This window comes from Haloarcula sp. CGMCC 1.2071, from assembly GCF_037078445.1.
GTDB classification, from domain to species: domain Archaea; phylum Halobacteriota; class Halobacteria; order Halobacteriales; family Haloarculaceae; genus Haloarcula; species Haloarcula amylolytica.
On the sequence record NZ_JAYMGY010000002.1, the window covers coordinates 316,345 to 337,347 of the forward strand.

Here is a 21,003-nt window from a genome sequence, read left to right on the forward strand (position 1 = left end):
CGGATGACGTCAGTCGGCGTTACGCGTCGAAGTAGGTCGCCGCGCCGGGGTGGAGTTCGATGGACATCCCGTCCTGTGCGGAGTCCTTGCTGATGAAGTCCGTCTTGATCGAGAGGTCGTCGACGTTGTCGAAGATAGCTGCGGTGACCGATTCAACCGTCCCTTCGGGTTGCTCGGCGTTCGTCGCGATCATCGCCTGGACGGCGATCGTTTCGACGTCCTCGTCGACACCGGTGTAGGTGCCGCCGGGGATGGTGTCGTCGGCGAACCAGGACGCGTCCTCTTTCGCTGCGTCGCGGTTGTCACCGGAGATAGGGACGATGACGAGGTCGTTCGTGTTCGCGAGGTCCTCGATAGCGCCGACCGGCCAGCCGCCGACGACGAACGCGGCGTCGATGTCGCCGTTCCGGAGCTGGTCGGCGGCCTGGGAGAACGAGGCGTTCTGCTCGGTGAAGTCGGAGATGCCGACCGACTCCAGAATCTGGAGCGCGTTGACCTGGGTCCCGCTCCCGAGGTCGCCGGTGTTGATCGTCGCGCCTTCGAGGTCGGAGAGCTGCGTGATGCCCGTGTCCGCGAGGGTGACGACCGTGATCGTTTCGGGGTACAGGGTCGCAACGCCGCGGAGGTTCTCGATGGCGTTGTCCTGGAACGCATCGATGCCGGTGCCGTTCTTCGCGAACGAGGCGATGTCGTTCTGGATGAGCGCGAAGTCGGCGTCGCCGTTGGCGAGGCTGCCGACGTTCTCGACGCTTGCACCGGTCGACTGGACGTTCAGCGTGAAGTCCGTGTTGTCCTCGACGACCGTCTTGAACTCGTTCGAGAGCGGGAAGTAGGTCCCACCGGTCCCACCGGCGTGCCACGAGAGGCGGGTCTCCGTGTCGCCACCGTCGCCTTCGGTCGTGTCGTCGCCCTCGGTCATCCCGCCGTCGCCGTCAGTCATCTCGCCATCGCCTTCAGTCGATCCGCCGTCGCCACCGTCGCCGCCACAACCGGCGAGAGCCGCGACACCTGCAACGCCTGCTGTCTTGAGGAACCGCCTGCGCGTGGAGTTGTTAGTCATACGTATGTCTACGTTGCACGGGGCCTTCAAGAAGGTTAGCTAGTACACAGTCGTTATTTGACTATATTGTGCGATACCGTATGGCACCGTATTCTCGGGGACGACGACCGGGCGGGGTAACACGACCGGGCGAGATGTCCTTTGTTCGGAGAAATTCAGCTGGTTTGACGTGTGTCCGTAGCTGGCGTGCCGGACCCCGTTACGCGGACGTCTCGATACCGAGTTCGTCGAGGAGCGTCCGGGCGGCCGCAGCCGACGACGGCGGGCCACGAGCCGTGATGAGGTCGCCGTCGACCGTGACGCTGGTGTCGGCATCGAGTTCGGCGTCCCAGTCAGCACCGACGGCCTTCACTTCGTCTTCGACCCAGTACGGAAGCTTCCGGCCGTCGGGGAGCAGGTCGTTCTCGTCGACGATGCCTTCCTCCCAGGCGTTCGGGAAGCCGGTGACCGAGCGGCCGTCGGCGAGGAACTCTCCGTCAGCGTTTCTGGTGAAGGCCAGAATCCCGACCGTGTGACAGACGACGAGCGCCTTGCCGTCGTCGCCGGCGACGCTCTCACGCAGCAGTCCGCGGGCGTGGACGTCCTGCGTGATATCCCACTCCGCGCCGTGGCCACCGGGGAACACGACGGTGTCGTAGTCCTCGGCGTCGGCCTGGGCCAGCGGGATCGGGTTGTTCAGGCGCTCGTCGGTCTCGTGGACCTCCCGAACGTGCTCCGAGAGGTCTTCGCCGACTTCTTCCGGATCGACGGAGCGTTCGTCAAGCACCGGCGGCTCGCCGGTCGGTGTCGCCACCGTGATATCCAGACCGGCGTCCGAGAGTGTTGTCAGCGGCTCGATGCATTCTTCGCCCCAGTACCCGTGTTCGCTTACGACGAATAGTGCGGATGGCATCATACAACCGTTCGCGTGCAATCCTTATAAGCGGCCGTTCGGTGTTGAGCGAAGCGGGCCGAGCGGGCGGGTCGCTATGCAGTGGCAGCACGTCGTCTGCGTGCCGGTATCGAGGGCTGGGGAGGAGTAGGGCGGGTAAGTATCATGTCTACCGCCATGGCGGAAACGTTTAACCCTACTGAGCAGCAATCCGCTGTGTACAGATGGACAGCCCACTGCAGCAGGTCCCGCGGCTGTCATAGACCGATCTATTATACCATGGCAGACATCGAAGAGAGCGTTTCAGGATTCAAGACGAAAGGCGGCTGGGTCGACATCGTCGAGCACGGCGAGCGCATCACGCAGGCGCTGAAAGACATCGCTTCGGACGAGAATGTCGACGACGACGCCCTCAGTGAGTTCGACGAGTGGCGACCGAAAAGCCACGAGCGACTGGACGAGGACGTCAACGAGAAAACCGCTGACCAGGCGAGCGTCGCCGAGGGCAAGGGGGAACAGGCCGGCAAGGGGCCGGACGAGGACCTCCAGACCGCCGGCGAGAAGCTCAGCGAGTCCTACGACAACCTCGACGAGCCCGACGAGGCGATGGAGCGCTGGAGCGAGTCCGTCGACTATGTGGCCCGCGCGGCCGACTCCGCCAGCCGGAAGGCCCTGCGGAAGGTCGAGGACACCGTCTACCGCAACGTGATGACACAGATCGCGCCCTACTACTTCGACAACGACCTCATCAGCGCGAACCTCCGCCGCGTCGGCGACGGCGACCGCCCCGAGTACGTCTTCGAGGTCAACGTCAACGACGACGACCTGAAGATGCGCGTCTCGAACAAGCTCGCCGACTTCGAGCAGGCCGTCGACCGCTGGCACGTCGACACCGAGAAAGTCACCGACGCTGTCGAAGCGGCGGAGGGTGTGGATGCGACAGAGCCGGGGGAAGAGACCGATGCGAAGACGAACTAAGCTCGCCGCCGGGCGAGCGGCATCGGCTTCCAGCATCGCCGACGCAAAAACGAACTAAGGCGGCGCTCTGCCGCCGGCATCGGTTTTGCGTCCGAGAGGCGAAGACGAACGAAACGCGAGCGTGGCTCTGCAGACAGTCAGATAGCGTCGTCGGGGTCGTGTTTCTCGGCCATCCGCGTCGCTTCGGTCGCGTACTGCGCCTGGAGGTCGCCGTCATCGACAGACCCGAGGTTGTCCGGGTCCGCGTCGACGGCAGCTGTGGTCTCTCGCACGTCGGAAAACGAGGTTAGGGCGCGCTCCTTACGGAAGTACTGTTCGCCGTCTGGCGTCGCGTACGTGAGGATGATGAGGTTCTGTTCGTCGTCGGAGTACGTTCGTTCGACCAGCCAGACGCGGACAGTCTCTTCGGAGGCGGACATACGGGATTGAACTACGCACTGGCACCTGAACGTTTGCCTGTGAGGCCCGCGTCAGTGTCGGCAGTCAGCCTCACAAGGGCGCGCGAACGGTAGGCTCATTGCAGGCCGGAGCAAACGCCGTGACAGATGGTCGCGACGAGTACGATTGCGACGCTTGTTGTCGCGTCAGCCGCGAGTCTGTTCATGGCCTGGGCCATCGGTGCCGGGTCGTCCGGGTCCACTCCGTTCGCGCCGGCCGTCGGTGCGAACGCGATCTCGGTGATGCGGGCCGGGTTCTTCGTCGGCATCCTCGGGCTGGCCGGCGCGGTCCTGCAGGGGGCCAACGTCACGGAGGCTGTCGGGAGCGAACTCGTTCTGTTCCCGAGCGGCGGCGGCCTCTCGGCTATCGCCGCCATCGTCGCCCTCATCACCGCGGCGGTGCTGGTCGCCGTCGGGATTTTCACTGGCTACCCCATCGCGACGGCGTTCACCGTCACCGGTGCGGTGGTCGGCGTCGGACTGGCGATGGGCGGCCAGCCGGCGACGGCCAAATACATCGAAATCGTCTCGCTGTGGGTCCTGACCCCCTTCGTCGGCGGGGGCATCGCCTTCGGGACGGCGTGGTCGCTCCGGCACGAGGCCACCACCGAAGAACGGCTCGTGCCGCTGCTGGGCGGGCTGGTCGGTGTGATTCTGGCGAACATCGAGTTCGTGCTGCTGGCACCGGGTAACGAGCAGGCATCGGTGGCCAGCGCCGTCGCGCAGGCGGCCGGGACGCCGATGGTCCCGTCGATAGTCGTCGTGACGCTTCTCATCGGGGTGCTCGCCGGTGGACTGCTGTATCTGGATATCAGAGCGGATGCGGCCGCCGGGCAACGGCACTTCCTGCTGGTGATGGGCGGGCTCGTGGCCTTCTCCGCCGGCGGGAGCCAGGTCGGTCTGGCGCTGGGGCCGCTGGTCCCGCTACTCGGGGAAGGGCCGACGGCAGCCATCCCCATCACCGGGGTCCTGTTGTTCGGCGGCCTCGGCCTCCTCATCGGGTCCTGGACGGGCGCGCCGCGGATGATCAAAGCGCTGGCACAGGACTACTCCTCGCTCGGGCCGCGCCGGTCTATCGGCGCGCTGATTCCGAGCTTCATCATCGCGCAGGCAGCCGTCTTCTTCGGCATTCCGGTGTCGTTCAACGAGATCATCGTCTCCGCTATCGTCGGCTCCGGCGCGGCCGCCGGCGGCGGCGAAGTCAGTCGAGAGAAGATGGGCAAGACGGTGCTGGCCTGGATCGGGTCGCTCGCGCTGGCGTTCGGACTGAGCTACGGCCTCTTCTGGATTATCGACGCACTCCTCTGACTCGCTTAGCGACCCCAGACGTAGCGACTCACGGCCTCGTTGACGCGGGTCGAGAGCCGGCCCATCCAGGCCTCGGGCGAGATACGCTCGATGTCCCGCTGGTCGACCTCGATGCGGTCGTCGCCGAAGGGGTCGTGGGGCTGTTCGTCCGCAGTTTCGTCGACGGCGTCGACGACGACGGTCATCGAGCAGCGGCCGCAGGCTTCGGTGTCTTTCGCCATGATTGTTGGTGATTAATTCGGAGGCCAGCGTCAAAAACCTGCCGCGGCGGTCGTGTACGGCCCGTGAACGACCGTCGGCTGACCGACGCGCTTAAGACGCCGACACGGCATCGGCATGGTATGAGCTACCGCGGCATAGGGCCGGTGCGAACTAAACGCCCACGCGGCTCGACACGATGAGCGAGGAAACAGAGCCCGGGCCGGTCGAGGAACCCCCGGACTACGGTGCGGACGACTGGGAGGACCCCGTCACTGGGGCGGTCCCGAAATCGGAGCTGCCCGACGAAATCATCGAGGAAGTCCCACACTGGACAGACGACCCGTACTTCGACCGGGTGAGCGACCGCCTGATGTACAACTACACGCTGGAACGGGACCACCGGCTCCGTGGCGAGCGCTGGGACCTCTACGGCGAGATGCGGATCCTCAATCAGAAGCAGTTCTTCCACCCGGCGCTGTCCTACGGCGACCACGAGTCAGAGGAGTACCTCTATGCTCGCCGCGTCACCCGGCCGACGGTTGGCGAACTGAAGCGGCTGGTCGAACTCGGCCACGACCTGGCCGACGAGCGCGTGACCGCCAACGAAGAGCATTACCGCACCGACTTCACGTTCGTCCTCGTCGCCGACGAACTGCCCGAGGAAGTCCGGTCGTTCGTCGAGGGCCAGCGCGAGCGCACGCTGTTGAAGTACGGCTACTACGGCCATTACGAGGTCAATCTGGGCGTCGTCGTTCCGGACGAGCAGGAAGCCGTCGCCGGCGAGGCCGCCGACGTGGTCGAGGCGTTCGTCCTCTGGGAAGACGTGACCCAGCCCGAGGAAGGGGTGCTCTCGCGGCTCGCCAAGCGGTTCTGGAAATGACGCTCGGGTAGCAGTCGCTGTCAGTGCCGAAAAAACGGAGAAGTGATCGGTTGCGTCAGTCGTCGCTCGGTTCGACGGCACCGCCGCCGTAGCTCTCGCGGACAGTGCTGATGTTGTCGTACCCCTTCTTGACCAGCGCCAGAGCGAGGCCGATGAGGGTCAGTGCCAGAAGCGTCTGGATAATCGTTGCGAACAGTTGCACACCGCTCGCACCGCCCACGATAATCGTCTGGTAGATGTTCTGGTAGAACGCGAGCCAGCCGAGGCCGAGCACGGTTATCGCCACCATGACGGCCATCGGTACGCCCGTGGAGTACAGCTGTTTGCTCTTGTCCCAGTTAGCCAGCCAGACCGTCGCGGTCAGCAGTGCGAGCGCGGCCAGCAGCTGGTTCGCACCGCCGAACAGCGCCCACAGGACGACCCACTGGCCGGAGATGACCATCACGTACGCGAGGACACACTGGATGATCGGGTTCGTGTACCGACCGCGGCCGAGTTCGCCCAGCGTCGAACGGATGCCGCCGCCCACGTCGAGGCCAGTCGACGTCTGGCCGGCCGGCAGGCCGACGATCTCTTCCATCATGTAGCGGCCGAGCCGGACAGCCGTGTCAGTAGACGTAAGCAGGAAGCTCACGAGGACGAGCGCCATGAACGGCGCGCCGAAGGACTGTGGGAGGCCGAGGCTCGTCAGGATGATGCCACCACCGGTCGCGAAGTTCGGCAGCGCCGCGCCGATACCGCCTGCGGGGTCGGGGAAACCGGCGACCGCGAGCGTCGACAGCGCGACGGCCGCGAGCAGGCCCTCGCCCAGCATCCCGCCGTAGCCGATGAGGCGGGCGTCGGTCTCCTTATCGAGTTGCTTCGCCGTCGTCCCGGAGGAGACCAGCGAGTGGAAGCCGCTGATGGTTCCACAGGCGATGGTGATGAACAGCAGCGGGAACAGCGGGTACAGGCCCGCACCCTCGACGCCCCAGAAGCCGTTGAACGCACCCAGCGAGCTGTCGATGACCAGCGGCTGGCTCGACGAGCCGAGGATGGTCCCGACGATAATGGCGAGCAGCGCGCCGCCGACGCCGGTGTACAGCAGGAACGAGGAGAGGTAGTCACGCGGCTGGAGCAACACCCACACCGGGAGCGCGCTGGCGACGGCGGCGTAGGCCATGATGACCGGTATCCACGCCGCAGTGTTGCCGCCCAGTGCGCTCGCGCCAGGCACCCAGGAACCGCTCCCGCCGAGCAACACGATGACGGATATCTCCGCGGTCCGTTCGGCCGTCGGCTCGAACAGGGCAATCGGGAACTGAATCCCGGCGTAGACGCCGGCGAAAACGCCTGCGACGAACAGGACTGTGCCGGGGATGAACGGGCCGTTGAGCTGGTAAAGGTACACGCCGAACGCCAGCGCGAGGGCGATGTAGACCAGCGACGCCGTCACCACCTCGGGATAGGCGTTGAACACGATCCCGACCACCAGCGCGAACACTGCGACGACGAGGATAATCGTCAGGAACGCGAACCACAGCAGCATGTTCTTCCCGCCCTCGCCGACGTACTCACCGACGATGTAGCCGATGGACTTCCCTTCGTGTCGGAGCGACCCCGACAGCGAGACGAAGTCGTGGACGCTGCCCATCAGCGGGTTGCCGATGGCGATCCACAGCAGTGCGGGAACCCACCCCCAGATGGCCCCCGCAGTAATCGGTCCGACAATCGGTGCCCCACCCGCGATACTGGAGTAGTGGTGACCCAGCAACACCGGTTTCTTCGACGGGACGTATTCCTGCCCGTCTTCGTACTTGTGTGCCGGAGTCTCGTTGGCGTTGTCGAGTTCGAGGAACCGCGCGAGGTACTTCGAATACCCCAGGTACCCCACGCTGAACGTCACCAGTACTGCCAGGACGATCCAGATTACCTGTGTCATGTATGTGCATGAATGGTAACCAACATCAAGCTATTAATAGTTATTATATATTTCTTATATATCTCAAATCCGTCAGAATACGCTCGGTCACACGGCTTCGACTATCAACGAAAATCTAATATCTGATTACTTATCGGTTATGCGCGGCCCACACATGAGCGGCGGGTCGCCGGCTCAGACGAACGTCGGTGCCTCGGCGTCCGTCTCGACGTCGAATTCGGCGGCGACATCGTCGAGCAGGTCGCCTTTCACCTCCGCCGTGCGGGTCGTGATTTCCGCGACCAGCGGCGGGTCGAGCGTCTCTCGGACCTCCTGAAGCCGCTCGTTCTCAGTGGCGACGCGGTCCCTGAGATAGCGGGCCCCGCGGCCGTTTTCGTCGGGGTCCGGTTCGGGCGTGAGCTTGTTCGCGACGAGGCCCCGAACCGAGAGGTCGCGCTCACGCATCTCGGCGATGGCGCGCCGCGTCTCGTTGACCGAGAGCTGGTCGGGATTGAGCACGAGGAAGAAGGCGGCGTCGGCCTGGAGCGCGCCGCCGGCGAACTCGAAGAACTCCTTGCGGTCCTGCAGGCGGGCAAGCACCGGGTCGCCGTCCATGACGCGCCGGGGCTCGTTGCTGCCGATAGCGGCCTTCTCGAAGAGGTCGATGCTCTTCTCGCGTTTGTGCATCAGCCGGTCGATCCACCCTTCGAGGAACTCCGGCAGGCCGAGCAGGCGGAGCGTGCTGCCGGTCGGGGAGGTGTCGAAGACGACCCGGTCGTACGGGTCGGCGTTGCGCATCACGTCGACGAAGCGGTCGAACAGCGCCGACTCGTAGGCCCCCGGCGTCTGGTGGGCCATCTCGAGTTGCTGGTTGATCTCGTTGACCATCGCCGCCGACACCTGCTCGGAGAGGTCGTTGCGGATGCCGTCCAGGTGGCGCTGAGCCTCGGTCTCCGGGTCGATCTCCATCGCGTCGAGGCCGTCGACGCCCTCGACGGACTCCGGGTCGTCGCTGAACGACTGGTCGAACACGTCGGTGACGGAGTGGGCAGGGTCCGTCGAGACGACGAGCGTATCCAGGCCCGCGCGTGCGGATTTCACTCCGTACGCACAGGAGACGGTGGTCTTGCCGACCCCGCCCTTGCCGCCGAAGAAGACGAACGGCTCCATCAGAAGTGGTACTGCTGTCCCTTGCGTTCGATGTACGAGCCCCGGTCCCACAGCCGCCGCTCCCAGGCCTCGAAGGTGTCTTCGAGGTACGGCAGCAGTTCGGCGGTGTAGTACGACACCGGCGAGGGGATGCCGAAGGCGTCGGGGAAACAGGCCAGCATGAACGCGTCCTCGATGTCCTCGGCCTCCTTCTCAATTTTCTCGTAGGCCGGGTGCGTTATCATGCCGTGGTACAGCCCGCGGGCCCACTCCCGCAGCGTCCGGCGAAAGCGCTCGATTCGGTCGGCCAGTTCCATCGTGGGTCGTGTGTGCGAGAGGCACGGAGTAAAAGCTGTCGCAGTTACCCGTCGATAGTACCCACGCGCTCTGGCGGGACAGCGGTCGTGTTCGGCTCCCGGAAACGAGGCGCGATTTGAAGGGAGCCGGCCCACAACGGGAGGTATGCGCGACACCATTCCCGTCACGATTCTCTCCGGGAGCCTCGGGGCCGGGAAGACGACGCTGCTGAACCACCTGCTGACCGAGGCCGGCGACCGCGACATCGCCGTCCTCGTCAACGATATGGGGACGGTCAACGTCGACGCCGAACTCATCGCGGAAGGGTCGGAACTGGACGTCGACGACGGCGTCGCGGAGCTATCCAACGGCTGTATCTGCTGTGAACTGCAGGACGACCTCGAAACGGCGGTCGTCCGGCTGGTGAACGACCGGGACTTCGACGCGCTCGTCGTCGAGTCCTCTGGCATCTCCGAGCCGGCACCGGTAGCGCGGCTGTTCACTACCGAGTCGCGCGTGGCCGCGCTGTATCGGGTCGACACGCTCGTGACCGTACTGGATACCCGACTGTTTCTCGACTCATTCGCCGGCGAGACGCCGGAGCGCCGGGGGGCCGTGGAAGCGAGCGCCGATGGGGATACCACCGACGCAGCGGCCGCCGACGCCGACCGCCCGCTCTCGGATTTGATGGTCGAACAGGTCGAACTGTCGAACCTCGTTGTGATGAACAAGACGGACCTCTGTACGGACGCGGAACTGGACGAAGCCGAAGAGTTGGTACGGGCGCTCCAGCCCGACGCCGAGACCATCCGAACGACCTTCTCAGAGGTCGCTCCCGACCGGCTGTTCGACCGCAAGCTGTTCGATCAGACCGAAATCAACGACCTGCCGGGCTGGAAGCGAGCGCTGGCCGACGCTGGGCATAGCCATGGCGAAGACGGCCACGACCACGGTGTCGAGGGTGATGCAGACGACACCGGCCACGGACACGACGGCCACCACCATCCCGAGGACGTGTACGGCGTCACCTCCTACACCTACCGCCGCCGCCGGCCGTTCCACCCCGACCGGCTCGCCGACGTGCTGCGGGACCTCCCGTCGGGTGTCGTCCGCTCGAAGGGCACCGTTTGGCTGGCGGGCACCGAGCGCCGCGTCGTCATCGGCCAGGCCGGCCCCTCGATACGGGCCGAAGCACAGGGACCCTGGATCGCGAGCCTGCCCGAAGTCGAGCGGGATATGTACCGCTCGAACCGGCCGGAACTCGACTGGCACGACGAACACGGCGACCGCCGGACTGAACTGGTGTTCATTGGAACAGACTACGACGAAGACGCCCTTCGGACGGCGCTCGACGACGCGCTCGTCACGGACGAGGAATGGACGGACAGCGAGTCGCTCACGGGGCCGTTCCCGGCAGAACAGGGGGATGAGACGGTTATCCGGAGCCCTTAGCAGGCGCAGTCACGACCGGCCGCACGCTCGAACCGCATCTCCTCGCCGCAGTCCGGACAGACCGGTTCGCCCTCCAGTTCGACGTCCCTGATGCGAACGCCGCAGTCGTCACACCAGTACGCCCCCTTGGACCCGTCGTCCGGCCGGGACTTCGTGTCCGACTGTGACGTGAGTGCGTCCTTGACGCTGTCGAGGATGCTCATGATCGTATATTGAAATTACGGCTACTAAACGTACCGTGGTTGTGTGCAGTCATCTCACGACCAGCGCCGAACGGGCCGGATGCGCCGTCGCCGGCTCACGCACCGGGTACGTCGGCCGCCAGGTCTTCGATAGCCCGCTCTAGCTCGTTTCCGCGCTTCCAGACGGCGATGCGGTCGGCAAAGGGGAGCGGCAGGTTCAGCGAAACGGTCGAGCGCATCGTGAGTCGAGACCCGTTCTCTTCCGGCGTGACAGTAATCTGCGTCTCCAGATGGTCGAAGGGGCCGACCTCGCCCTCGGCGGTGTACCGGAGCCCGTCGTCCCGCGATTCGAAGCGCAGCGGGACCGACATCCCGGGGCCGGCGGCAGTAACCAGGGTTCCCGTATCAGTCTCTTCGACGGCCGTCACCGTGAACGTCCCCTCCGCCGCGACGACCGCCTCCGGCGAGAGCGTGCGGTGGACAGCCGGCGGCCGCGCCATCACGAACCGAGAGCGTTCGACCTCGCGCATACCAGTCCACATGCGTACCGGGGTAGTAAATCACAGGGCCAGCGGAGCCGAGACGGCAACCAGCAAGACAGCGAAGCCGATACCGATGTAGATGAGCCGCTGAAATCGGAGTTCCGGGGCGATCTGTACCCAGGGCGGCGGGGCCGTCCAGACCAGACGGTGGTACGCGACGGCGGAGACAGCGACGGTGCCGGCTGTCGCAACGGTCAGGCCGGCCCACACTGGCAGCCCGTACGCGAGGCCGTACAGCGGGCCGACGGAGAACAGCAGCATCACCGCCGTCGCGGTACAGACGAGAAACGGGACCGGGTCGACCGGGTCCCCATGACGATTTTGAACGTTCATACGCCCGTGTTGGGCTCCGAGCGTGTTTAGTTGCGCGACTCGACCGCGCCCGGCCGGAGCGGACAGGACGGGCACGCCGGGCACTGCCAAAGAGCTAAGGGGCGTCCCGTCCGTGTTCGTGGGCATGAGCGACGCGGACGGGTTCGAGGAGGGGGCGAGCGGGTCGCAGGGTGACCCACGGGTACTCATCGCGATGAACGTCGTACTCTCGACGGTGTTTGCGGCCACTATCGTCTGGGGGCTGAGCGTCATCGGCGCGGCGGAACTGACGGCTATCAACGTCGCGACCGGCGCGATACTGCTGTTCGCACTGACCTATGCCATTACGCTCCAGTAGCGGGCCAACGGAACGATCTCGACGCTCGGCTTACTCGGGGTCGTACGGGTGGACGTCGTCCACCGCGGGCGCGCCGACGACGAGCGTCCGTACTGATTCGGTCGCCGACTCGGGGTTGTGCGCCCGCTGGGGGCTGTCCGGTTCGACGACGAACGCCTCGTCTTCGCCGACCTCGTAGGTCTGCTCCGGCGTCTCGACGGCGAGCGTCCCCGAGAGGACGTAGAACAGTTCCTCCTGATTATCGTGGTAGTGGTACGCGAGCGGGATATCCTCGCCGGGAGCGACCTCGTAGACGTTCACGGCCGCGTTTTCGAGACCGGCCGCGTCACTGATGGAGCGCTGGACACTGGGTCGGTCCGGTGTCGGCTCGATGTCGTCGACCGCGAGGTGGTGATAGCCCATACCACTACTGTCGACGGCGACCGAGGTAAAACGACTGCTACCGACTGGAATCAGTCCGTGGCCTCTTCGGCGTCGACTGACTCTGTTTCGTCGGTTTCGAGGCGGACAACGCGAGCCTTCATGATGCGCGTGTTCTCGACCTGTTCGACACGGATTTCAACACCGTCGTAGGTGATGGTCTCGCCCTCCTCGACCAGTCGGCCCGCCCGGTTGAAGATGAAGCCGGCGATGGTCTCGAACTCCTCGCCTTCGGGCAGTTCAAGGTCCAGTGCCTCGTTGACCTCCTCGATGTTGACCTCGCCTTTGACCGTGACCGTGTCGTCGTCGACGTACTCGATCGGCTCTTCCTCTTCGCCTTCGAGTATCTCGCCGACAATCTCCTCGGTCAGGTCCTCCATCGTCACCAGCCCCTCGGTGGTCCCGAACTCGTCGATGACGATGACCATGTGGAGGCGCTCGGCCCGCATCTCGGTCAACAGGTCGTCGACGTTCTTCGATTCGGGGACGTGCAGGGTCGGCTCGATGAGGTCTTCGAGGTCCATATCGCGGGCCAGCGCCTCGCCGTAGTTGAGGTCCCGAACGAGGTCGCGGATGTGGATGACGCCGATAACGTTGTCCAGACTTCCCTCGTAGACCGGGATGCGGGCGTGGCCGCTCTGGATACAGGTCTCCAGCGCTTCCTCGACGGAGGCGTCCTTGGCGACGGCCGTCATGTCCAGCCGCGGCGTCATCACTTCCTTGGCAATGGTGTCGTTGAACCGCAGCGTGCGCTGGAGCATCTCCCGTTCGTCCTCGTCGAGGACACCTTCGCGCTCTCCCGTCTCGATGATGTCCTGTATCTCTTCGCGGGTGACGTAGGAGGTCTCGATAGCGGAGCGCCCCCCGGTGATCTTGTTGACGACGCGCGTGAGGTAGTCGAACAGCAGGATGAGCGGGAGCAGCACCTTCTCGGCGACCTTGAGCGGCTTGGAGATGCGCAGCGCCCAGGATTCGGTATTCTCGACGGCGTAGCTCTTTGGCGCGCTCTCGCCGAACAGCAGCACGATAGCCGTGATTCCGAACGTCGCGACGGCGACGGCTTGCCCCTGTGAGAGATACATCGCCAGTAGTCCCGTCGCGATAGACGACATCGCGATGTTGACGAGGTTGTTCCCCACGAGAATCGTCACGAGCAGGCGATGGGGGTCCGCTTTGAGTTGCTTGAGCGTCTTCGCACCCGGCACGCCGTCCTCGACGAGTGACTCCGTCCGGTGTGCGGGCAACGAGAACATGGCGATCTCCGAGGACGAGAAGAACGCCGACAGGACGATGAGGAAGACGATAGTGGCGGTACCACCGACCAGCACCACGGTTTCGGGAATCATGACGCCGGCGTATTCGATAGCCTGCAACATCGCTGTAGACAGCTCAAACGGCGCAGGTGGATCCAGGGCCATCAACGGTCGAAGTTGTAATGGGTGCGGATTAAGGCTTGTCATGAAGGGGTTGTCAGCGAAGCCCTTACCCGGCTTTCACGCGTATCACTCCACAGAGTATGAGCGAGTCCGATATCACGCTGTACCGGTTGCAGGCGTGTCCGTTCTGTGAGCGCGTCGTCCGAAAGCTGGACGCCTACGACCTCGACTACCAGTCGCGGTTCGTCGAGCCGATGCACGCCGACCGCGACGTTGTCAAGCGACTGTCCGGCAAGCGGACCGTCCCGGCCATCGTCGACGAGAACACCGGCGTCACGATGTCCGAGAGCGCGAACATCGTCGCGTATCTGGAACGGACGTACGGAGAGGGTGAGGAGACGGCAGGGGGTGCGGCCTGATGGAACTCGATTTCGACGTCGTCGACCTCGACCCGGTCGACCACCCCGAGGAAGGCGACACCGCGCCGGATTTCACGCGCCCGCTCGTCAACGACGAGTTCTGGGAGGACGAGTCGCTCGCGTCGCTGTGTGCCGACAGCGACCGGGTCGTCCTCGTGTTCCACGCGATGGACGGCGCGTTCCCGGCGACGTACATCTGGAACGAGATCCGCGACCGCGCGTGGCACGAGCAGGCCACCGTCGTCGGCGTCTCCATCTCGACGCCGTACGAGCACAAGCAGTTGCTCGAAGAGCGGGATATCGAGGGGGACTACCGGCTGTTCTCGGACCCGGCCAACGGCGTCGCAGAGCAGTACGACATCGACATGGACCTCGACGGGATGGCCGGAATCGAGGAACCGCGCCCGTCGGTGTTCGTCCTCGATAGCGACCGGACCATCGAATACGCCTGGGTGGCCCAGGAGTGGCCCGACTTCCCGAACTACGACGAAGTCGAAGCCCAGCTCTGACGATGGCGACAGTCGACGACGCCGCGTCGGCAGTCCGCAACGGAGAGCTGGTCGTCTATCCGACGGAAACGGTGTACGGGCTCGGTGCGGACGCGCTCGACGCTGCTGCCGTGGAGCGCGTGTTCGAGGCGAAAGGCCGCGAGCGCGACAAGCCGGTGTCGATGGCCGTCCCCGATGTCGAGTCCGCCCGCGAGTACACGCGCCCGAGCGACCGCGAACTGGCGTTCATGCGTGAGTTCCTCCCCGGCCCGGTCACCGTCGTCGTCGAGCGCCGCGACGCAGTGCCGGACGTGCTGGTCGCCGGCCGTGACCGCGTCGGGGTTCGGGTCCCCGACCACGACCTCGCGCTCGAATTGCTTGCCGAAACCGGGCCGCTAACCGCCACCAGCGCCAACATCTCCGGTAACCCCAGCGCCCGCACCATCGACGATCTCGACGCCATCCGTGAGCGCGCCGCGGTAGTACTCGACGCCGGCGAGACCGACGGCGGGACCGGGTCGACGGTGGTGAACGTCGACAGCGGGACGATACACCGCCGCGGCGCACACGCCGACGCCGTCGAGTCGTGGCTCGCGGCCCGGGACTGACTGGCGGGTCACTCGTCCAAGCCCTGCCGACTCACCGCAACATCGATCTTAGCGACCGCGTTTTCACCCCGCAGTCCTCACTGAACTCACAGGGCTGGCATTTGGCGTCGTTACGTACTCGCCCCGGTGGCCCGTCGATGCTGTCGGCGGTTCTGACCGCACGACGGTAGACGCCGGCCCGCCGTGCGTTCACCTCGATACGTCGGATGACGCCGTACGCCGGATACTCAGCGTAGGCGACGTCGATATTTCGATCGCGCTCCCAGGAGAGCGCCTTCGCAGCGGCGACTAACCGCACGGTCTGGGGCTCCCAGACGCCCTCCTCCGGCGGCCGACCGGCGAACACGAGCGACGGCGCGGGGCCGTCCCGCCCTGCGACGACCTTGTGTGCGATACCGCGGGCGTCCTTCCCTTCGAGATACGCGTCCGTCGCCGCCGGCGCGACCAGCGCGTCCCAGTCGGCCAGGCGCTCTCGAAGCCCTCTGAGGCGGTCGCGGTACTCGTCCGGTCCCACTTCGATAGGGGCGGCCAGCAGGGCGGCGTCGTCGGTCAGCAGCCGCTCGTAATCGCGGGCGAGCCGGCGAACCGACTCGATTTCGTCTGGAATCTCGCTCGCACCGTCGCGGCGGCGGTAGTAGAGCTTTCGCGGACAGTAGGCGGCCGTTTCCAGTTCCCGGAACGTATGGGTCGACATGGCCCCGCCTGGTCGTGTACTCCTACAAGAAGGTTCGGCGGGACGGAACGGTCGTGTTTCGCACAGCCAGAAAGGCCCGCCATCTCAGCCGACCGCTAGCACAGAAGAATGCGCAGCGTTACATCGACACGTCAGCGCCGGAATCCAGCGAGTCGATGTCCTCAGTGGCTTCGTCGAGACCGTCTTCGCGGAGGCCGACAGCGTGCTGTGTCGACAGCCCGGCGTCGGTGAGCACGTCCTCGAACTCGCTCTGGAACCGGTGGGAGACCCGGCGCGCGGCGTCCTGTGCGGCGACGACGCGGCGGTAGTGGGCGGCCCAGGACTCGTCGATGTCGAACTCGGCGGCGAGGTCGGCGACGGACGGGTCGTCGTCGGCGACGCGGCGGCGGAACTCGGCCAGGTCGAACGGTGCCTCTGTGTCCTCGTCGCGGAGGAGATGCAGGTCCAGCCGCGCCTCGACCACGTCAGGCTCGTCCGCGCCGATTTCGGCCGCGATGCCCGCATCGTCGCTTCCCTCGTAGAACAGTCGGACCACTGTCACCAGGGCCTCGTCGGCGAGTTCGGTTCGGAACTCGTACCGCTCGCGCATCCGCGCGATGATATCACCGAGTCGGTCCGCGACACCGGCCTCGTCAGTATCGGCCAGGGACCCTCTCGACGCTTCCTGAGACTCCGTCACAGCCTCCTCGTCGGAGACGTCCATGAAGATGTCACGGAGTTCTTCGGTCTTCTCGTCCATCGAACATGAAACTACTTCTCGGGAGTGATATATCTGTCGGATGGGCAACGTGACGCGGGAAAACTTTCAACAAATCCCTAATTCTCGCAAGACCGCGACGGGGCGTGGCAAGATTTAAGCGGACACGCAGTGCGTGTTACCGTATGTCATCTATACTCCAGACGACCACGCGCCCGACGTTCTGGCGTATCGGCGACGTGGGGAAAGCGCTGTTCTACTATCTGGCGGCGCTCGCCATCATCGTCTTTCTGTACGGTGTGTACGACCGCGTCACCCGCTATGCCCAGGGCAGCGACGACCCTTTCGACCGCCTGGACGAGTTGCCCCAGCGGACCCTCGCGGCGGCGCAGTTGGCGCTGTCGAACCGGAAGCAGTTGGACCGCGATACCGTCGCCGGCGTGATGCACGCGTTCATCGTCTGGGGCTTTCTGACGCTACTCATCGGGACGACGATTCTGGGTATCGACATGGACCTCTATCGGCCGCTGACCGGTGAATCCTTCTTCGTCGGCCAGTTCTACCTCTCCTACTCGTTCGTCATGGACGCGATGGGGCTGCTGTTCGTCGTCGGCGTCGGTGTCGCGCTGTGGCGGCGCTACGGCCGCAAACTCGACCGCCTCCACGACCGCCACACCTCCCGCGAGGACGACCTGTTTCTGGGCGCGCTGTTCGTGCTGGGCGTCGGCGGCTACCTGACCGAAGGCATCCGGATTCTCGGCACCTCGACGGTCCGGGACGTCTCCTTCGAGACGGTGAGCTTCGTCGGCTGGTCGGTCAAGGAAGGACTCGTTATGGCCGGGATGACGCCGGAGATGGCAGCGGGCGCGTACCCGTTCGTCTGGTGGAGCCACTCGCTGGTCGCGCTGTGGTTCGTCGCCTGGATTCCCTACGCGAAGCCGTTCCACATGCTCTCGTCGTTTGCCAACCTCGTCGCCCGCGACGAGAAAGCCGGCGTGCGACTGCCGGGCGTCCCGGCCGACGCTGACCCCGACGACATCGGCCCCAGCGACATCGACGACTTCTCCTGGAAGCAACTGCTCGACCACGACGCCTGTACCAAGTGTGGCCGGTGCTCGTCGGTCTGTCCAGCAAAAGCCTCCGGGCGGCCGCTGGACCCGCGAAACGTCATCCTCGACCTGAAACGCTACCGCGAGGAGCGCGACGCCGGCGGCGAGGACGTGCCTATCATCGCCGACGGCGGCACCTCGGTCATCGACGCTCACACGATGGAGTCCTGCATGTCCTGTATGGCCTGCATGGACGCCTGCCCGGTCGACATCGAGCACGTCACGCAGTTCACCGAGATGAACCGCCGGCTCACCGAGGCCGGCGAAATGGACGAACACGTCCAGGACGCGATGATGAACGTGTTCCAGCACGGCAACACCTTCGGCGACCCCGAGCGCGCCCGGCCGGACTGGACCGAGGACCTCGACTTCGAGGTGCCGGACGCCCGCGACGAACCCGTGGAGTTCCTCTGGTACGTCGGCGACTACCCAAGCTACGACGAGCGCAACCAGAAGATAGCACGCGCGCTGGCTCGCGTCTTCGAGGCCGCCGGCGTGGACTACGGCATCCTCTACGAGGCCGAACAGACCGACGGCAACGACGTGCGCCGGGTCGGCGAGGAAGGGCTCTACGAGATGCTCGTCGAGGACAACGCCGAAGCGATGCTGGACTGTGAGTTCGACTCCATCGTCACGACGGACCCCCACGCTTACAACACGTTCATGAACGAGTACCCCGAGTTCGAGGCCTGCGAGTGGGGCGAAGACGACGTGTTCCACTACACGCAGGTCGTCGCCGACCTCGCCAGTTCGGGCGCGCTCGGTCTCTCGGGCTCGGAACTGGACTACACCGTCACCTACCACGACCCCTGTCACCTCGGGCGGTACAACGGCGAGTTCGAGGCCCCGCGGGACCTCATCCGCGCGACCGGCGCAGACCTCCACGAGATGCCGCGCAACCGGGACGATTCGTTCTGCTGTGGCGGTGGCGGCGGCGGCCTCTGGATGGACCTCGAAGAGGAGAGCAAACCCAGCGAGGAACGCCTGCGCGAGGCCCTCGAAGACACCGAGGCGGGCGCGGCCGTCGAGAAGTTCGTCGTCGCCTGCCCGATGTGCATGACGATGTACGAGGACGGGCGCAAAACCGGCGGCTACGAGGACGACATCGAAATCGTCGGGGTCACGGAGCTACTCGCTGAAGCGGTCGGGGACGCGGGAGTCTGACCGCTCGGATGTGAATTTCCAAGTAGCTGAAACGAAAAGGCCCACCATGGCCCTCCTCCAGATACCGGGACTCCCCGGCGCAACGGAACTAGTCCTCATGGTACTCGTACTGGCGGTGTACATCGGACTACCAGCCGCTGGCATGGTACTCGTCTACAACTTTCTCGACGGTAAACGCGGCTACGAGAAGCGGGTTTCCGAACTCGAACGGCGGGTCGAGACACTCGAATCCGAACTGTCCGAGGACTAACGACTGACCTGGTATCGGATGTTTGCCGACTCCCAGACACAGGTGTCAACGTCGCACTGCCCCGTCATGTGACGGATCCGAGCACACCGGCGACCAGTCCGACAAACACGAGAAACGGTCTGGAAAGCTGCTGGGGCAGCGACCGGTCCGGCCCTGTACTGCTATCGCTACGTTCCCTTGCTGTAGCTCTCTGCTGAGCTATCGGTACGACACATCACGGCGGGTGGTGCCAGTCCCAGTGGCGGGCTAGCGCAGTGCGCCGCTGGCAGCGTCAGTCTGTCAGCGTTCCAGCGCGTGTTGTGGGCATTTCGTCGACTGGGTCAGCACTGTCCCGGTCCGTGTTCGACACACGGCTTCGGTTCGGGTACACCCGTTTGACGCAATCAGCACAATTGGTGACAAGTACCATACTTTTGCTTTGCCGGACCCAGTATATGTATGTTACCGAAATATGGCTAGGCGAGATATAATGTCATTATACGCATTTAGATGCGGTCAACCCGCAGCAGGACGACGACGTCGGAGCCTGTGTCCACCTGCGTCCAGCCAAACGCTTAACGCCGCCAGACTCTCACAGCGAGATGATGGAGGTCGCACTGCTCACCGTCGGTGACGAACTGCTCGCTGGCGACACGGAGAACACGAACGCGTCGTGGCTGGGCCGTCAGCTTACCGAGGCCGGTGCGAGCGTCACCCGCGTTCTGACTGTGCCCGACGACGAGGCGGTCATCGCCGACGCTGTGGCGCAATATCACGACGCCTTCGACGCGGTCATCGTCACCGGTGGCATCGGCGGAACGCCCGACGACATAACGAAGGCCGCTGTGGCGCGGGCGTTCGGCCGCGACCTCGTCGTTCCCGACGACGTGCGGGCACACCTCGAAGCGAAGGCCGAGCGGTTCGCCGACGACAACCCCGAACTGGTGGACCGCTACGACATGGACCTCGACCTCGACGCGTGGGCGTCAGTTCCCGAGGGCGGGCAGGCGCTGCTGACCGACGAGAGCTTCGCCGCCGGCTGTGTCATCGACCGCGTGTACGTCCTGCCGGGCATCCCCGAGGAACTGAAAGCGATGTACGAGACCGTCGCCGACGAGTTCGATGGCGACCGGACGACGAAGACGATTCACACGCCCGCACCCGAGGGCGCGCTCGTCACGCACATCACGGCGGCCCGCGAGCAGTTCGCGGTTGCCGTCGGGAGCTACCCGCGCAAGGACGACACGCCGGGACGGGTGAAGATCACCGGCGATGACCCCGCGACCGTCGCCGACGCGGCGGCCTGGCTCCGCGAGCGAATCGAGGTTGTCGATATCGAATGAACTGCTTTCCGGGGATTCCCTCGAACCCGCCACAGGCTCCTGGTATCTGGTGACGGCCCGGATCGGTGCGACAAGGTCCCAGTATCTGGTAGCCACTTCTGCGGGCACAGCTAGAACGGCAATAGATGGCGCGTCATAGACTACGATTACCCACAAAACATTTGTCAGCAATCAGTTACTTGTTTATATGTACCATCAAAGGGCTCTACTTCTCGCTATTGTCTGTAGCCTAGCACTCACGGGATGTTCTACGCTTTCCGATGACCCAGCAACGCCGAAATCAGTCGTAACCAGTGGTCAAGAAACTCAGACCATTGGCGCACAAATTAACGTCTCTGAAGCAAAAGAACGCGCATTACGCTCAGAAACCAACTATGTGACTGAGCGGCTTCAGAATGCGAGTTGTCTTGATAGCTGGGATGTCGGTTCATTCACTGTTGGTCCAAAGGTGACCGTCGTAAACCACTCAGATCGTGGCATCACTGTTCGGGTTAGACGACCATATTCAACGGCAAAGGGCGAAGCAGTG

At 64.7% G+C, this 21,003-nt stretch carries 25 protein-coding genes; 11 read left to right on the forward strand and 14 right to left on the reverse strand.

Annotated elements, in window-relative coordinates; translation table 11 throughout:
* Positions 1-19: 19 nt before the first annotated feature.
* Together VI234_RS05615 and VI234_RS05620 are read right to left on the reverse strand one after the other, a co-directional pair.
* A complete protein-coding gene (locus VI234_RS05615) occupies positions 20-1,060 on the reverse strand; it encodes a TAXI family TRAP transporter solute-binding subunit (RefSeq protein WP_336329466.1) in 1,041 nt (346 codons plus the stop codon).
* Positions 1,061-1,259: 199 nt separating this feature from the next.
* The gene (locus VI234_RS05620; RefSeq protein WP_336329467.1) at positions 1,260-1,952 is read right to left on the reverse strand and encodes a type 1 glutamine amidotransferase domain-containing protein; all 693 of its coding nucleotides are present in this window, start codon (positions 1,950-1,952) and stop codon (positions 1,260-1,262) included.
* A gap of 258 nt (positions 1,953-2,210) precedes the next feature.
* Here VI234_RS05620 and VI234_RS05625 point away from each other — a divergent pair, with 258 nt between their 5' ends.
* On the forward strand, positions 2,211-2,909 hold the full coding sequence (locus VI234_RS05625) for a DUF5828 family protein (protein ID WP_336329468.1): 699 nt from the start codon (positions 2,211-2,213) through the stop codon (positions 2,907-2,909).
* 137 nt (positions 2,910-3,046) lie between these two features.
* On the opposite strand, the gene VI234_RS05630 is transcribed toward VI234_RS05625, so the two are convergent.
* Entirely contained in the window at positions 3,047-3,328 is a 282-nt protein-coding gene (locus VI234_RS05630) for a hypothetical protein (RefSeq protein ID WP_008307291.1), read from the reverse strand.
* 126 nt (positions 3,329-3,454) lie between these two features.
* On the opposite strand from VI234_RS05630, the gene VI234_RS05635 reads away from it, so the two are divergent.
* Positions 3,455-4,654 carry an inorganic phosphate transporter gene (locus VI234_RS05635; protein ID WP_336329469.1) on the forward strand — a complete coding sequence of 400 codons (1,200 nt, stop codon included), beginning with the start codon at positions 3,455-3,457 and terminating at the stop codon, positions 4,652-4,654.
* A gap of 5 nt (positions 4,655-4,659) precedes the next feature.
* On the opposite strand, the gene VI234_RS05640 is transcribed toward VI234_RS05635, so the two are convergent.
* Complete coding sequence (locus VI234_RS05640; RefSeq protein ID WP_008307288.1) at positions 4,660-4,875, reverse strand: hypothetical protein; 216 nt, start codon at positions 4,873-4,875, stop codon at positions 4,660-4,662.
* Positions 4,876-5,051: 176 nt separating this feature from the next.
* Between VI234_RS05640 and VI234_RS05645 the strand changes: the two genes are divergently transcribed.
* A complete protein-coding gene (locus tag VI234_RS05645; RefSeq protein WP_008307286.1) occupies positions 5,052-5,735 on the forward strand; it encodes a hypothetical protein in 684 nt (227 codons plus the stop codon).
* 55 nt (positions 5,736-5,790) lie between these two features.
* Here the strand turns inward: VI234_RS05645 and VI234_RS05650 are convergent, their stop codons facing one another.
* From VI234_RS05650 to VI234_RS05660, 3 genes are all read right to left on the reverse strand, one after another.
* Positions 5,791-7,656 (reverse strand): carbon starvation CstA family protein, encoded by a 1,866-nt coding sequence (locus tag VI234_RS05650; RefSeq protein WP_336329470.1) that lies wholly within the window; start codon positions 7,654-7,656, stop codon positions 5,791-5,793.
* Positions 7,657-7,830: 174 nt separating this feature from the next.
* Complete coding sequence (locus tag VI234_RS05655; protein ID WP_008307284.1) at positions 7,831-8,805, reverse strand: ArsA family ATPase; 975 nt, start codon at positions 8,803-8,805, stop codon at positions 7,831-7,833.
* Complete coding sequence (locus tag VI234_RS05660; RefSeq protein WP_004959670.1) at positions 8,805-9,101, reverse strand: hypothetical protein; 297 nt, start codon at positions 9,099-9,101, stop codon at positions 8,805-8,807. The genes VI234_RS05655 and VI234_RS05660 overlap by 1 nt, the downstream gene beginning before the upstream one ends.
* Before the next feature lie 145 nt (positions 9,102-9,246).
* Here VI234_RS05660 and VI234_RS05665 point away from each other — a divergent pair, with 145 nt between their 5' ends.
* Positions 9,247-10,533, forward strand: a complete 1,287-nt coding sequence (locus tag VI234_RS05665; protein ID WP_336329471.1) for a CobW family GTP-binding protein — start codon at positions 9,247-9,249, stop codon at positions 10,531-10,533.
* Here VI234_RS05665 and VI234_RS05670 read toward each other — a convergent pair.
* From VI234_RS05670 to VI234_RS05680, 3 genes are all read right to left on the reverse strand, one after another.
* The gene (locus VI234_RS05670) at positions 10,530-10,736 is read right to left on the reverse strand and encodes a hypothetical protein (RefSeq protein WP_008307276.1); all 207 of its coding nucleotides are present in this window, start codon (positions 10,734-10,736) and stop codon (positions 10,530-10,532) included. The genes VI234_RS05665 and VI234_RS05670 overlap by 4 nt on opposite strands.
* A 95-nt stretch (positions 10,737-10,831) precedes the next feature.
* A complete protein-coding gene (locus tag VI234_RS05675) occupies positions 10,832-11,245 on the reverse strand; it encodes a hypothetical protein (RefSeq protein ID WP_008307275.1) in 414 nt (137 codons plus the stop codon).
* 30 nt (positions 11,246-11,275) lie between these two features.
* Entirely contained in the window at positions 11,276-11,590 is a 315-nt protein-coding gene (locus VI234_RS05680) for a hypothetical protein (RefSeq protein WP_008307274.1), read from the reverse strand.
* A 124-nt stretch (positions 11,591-11,714) separates the two neighbouring features.
* Here VI234_RS05680 and VI234_RS05685 point away from each other — a divergent pair, with 124 nt between their 5' ends.
* Complete coding sequence (locus VI234_RS05685) at positions 11,715-11,927, forward strand: hypothetical protein (protein ID WP_008307273.1); 213 nt, start codon at positions 11,715-11,717, stop codon at positions 11,925-11,927.
* Between the two features lie 30 nt (positions 11,928-11,957).
* Here the strand turns inward: VI234_RS05685 and VI234_RS05690 are convergent, their stop codons facing one another.
* Together VI234_RS05690 and VI234_RS05695 are read right to left on the reverse strand one after the other, a co-directional pair.
* Positions 11,958-12,329, reverse strand: coding sequence for a cupin domain-containing protein (locus VI234_RS05690; protein ID WP_008307272.1), 372 nt, complete (start codon positions 12,327-12,329; stop codon positions 11,958-11,960).
* A 50-nt stretch (positions 12,330-12,379) separates the two neighbouring features.
* A complete protein-coding gene (locus tag VI234_RS05695) occupies positions 12,380-13,765 on the reverse strand; it encodes a hemolysin family protein (protein WP_008307271.1) in 1,386 nt (461 codons plus the stop codon).
* Between the two features lie 98 nt (positions 13,766-13,863).
* Between VI234_RS05695 and VI234_RS05700 the strand changes: the two genes are divergently transcribed.
* From VI234_RS05700 to VI234_RS05710, 3 genes are read left to right on the forward strand one after another with little or no spacing between them, the layout of a single operon-like run.
* Entirely contained in the window at positions 13,864-14,142 is a 279-nt protein-coding gene (locus VI234_RS05700; protein WP_008307270.1) for a glutathione S-transferase N-terminal domain-containing protein, read from the forward strand.
* Positions 14,142-14,651: a redoxin domain-containing protein gene (locus VI234_RS05705; RefSeq protein WP_008307269.1), complete on the forward strand. Its 510-nt coding sequence runs from the start codon at positions 14,142-14,144 to the stop codon at positions 14,649-14,651. The genes VI234_RS05700 and VI234_RS05705 overlap by 1 nt, the downstream gene beginning before the upstream one ends.
* A gap of 2 nt (positions 14,652-14,653) precedes the next feature.
* Positions 14,654-15,238: an L-threonylcarbamoyladenylate synthase gene (locus tag VI234_RS05710; protein ID WP_008307268.1), complete on the forward strand. Its 585-nt coding sequence runs from the start codon at positions 14,654-14,656 to the stop codon at positions 15,236-15,238.
* A gap of 31 nt (positions 15,239-15,269) precedes the next feature.
* Here the strand turns inward: VI234_RS05710 and VI234_RS05715 are convergent, their stop codons facing one another.
* Positions 15,270-15,932: a CRISPR-associated protein Cas4 gene (locus VI234_RS05715; RefSeq protein ID WP_336329472.1), complete on the reverse strand. Its 663-nt coding sequence runs from the start codon at positions 15,930-15,932 to the stop codon at positions 15,270-15,272.
* Positions 15,933-16,050: 118 nt separating this feature from the next.
* Positions 16,051-16,671 (reverse strand): conditioned medium-induced protein 4, encoded by a 621-nt coding sequence (locus VI234_RS05720; protein ID WP_336329473.1) that lies wholly within the window; start codon positions 16,669-16,671, stop codon positions 16,051-16,053.
* Positions 16,672-16,814: 143 nt separating this feature from the next.
* Between VI234_RS05720 and VI234_RS05725 the strand changes: the two genes are divergently transcribed.
* From VI234_RS05725 to VI234_RS05735, 3 genes are all read left to right on the forward strand, one after another.
* On the forward strand, positions 16,815-18,902 hold the full coding sequence (locus VI234_RS05725) for a (Fe-S)-binding protein (RefSeq protein ID WP_336329474.1): 2,088 nt from the start codon (positions 16,815-16,817) through the stop codon (positions 18,900-18,902).
* Positions 18,903-18,948: 46 nt separating this feature from the next.
* Positions 18,949-19,152: a hypothetical protein gene (locus VI234_RS05730; RefSeq protein ID WP_008307264.1), complete on the forward strand. Its 204-nt coding sequence runs from the start codon at positions 18,949-18,951 to the stop codon at positions 19,150-19,152.
* A gap of 584 nt (positions 19,153-19,736) precedes the next feature.
* A complete protein-coding gene (locus VI234_RS05735; RefSeq protein WP_049942761.1) occupies positions 19,737-20,474 on the forward strand; it encodes a competence/damage-inducible protein A in 738 nt (245 codons plus the stop codon).
* The last annotated feature ends 529 nt before the right edge of the window (positions 20,475-21,003 follow it).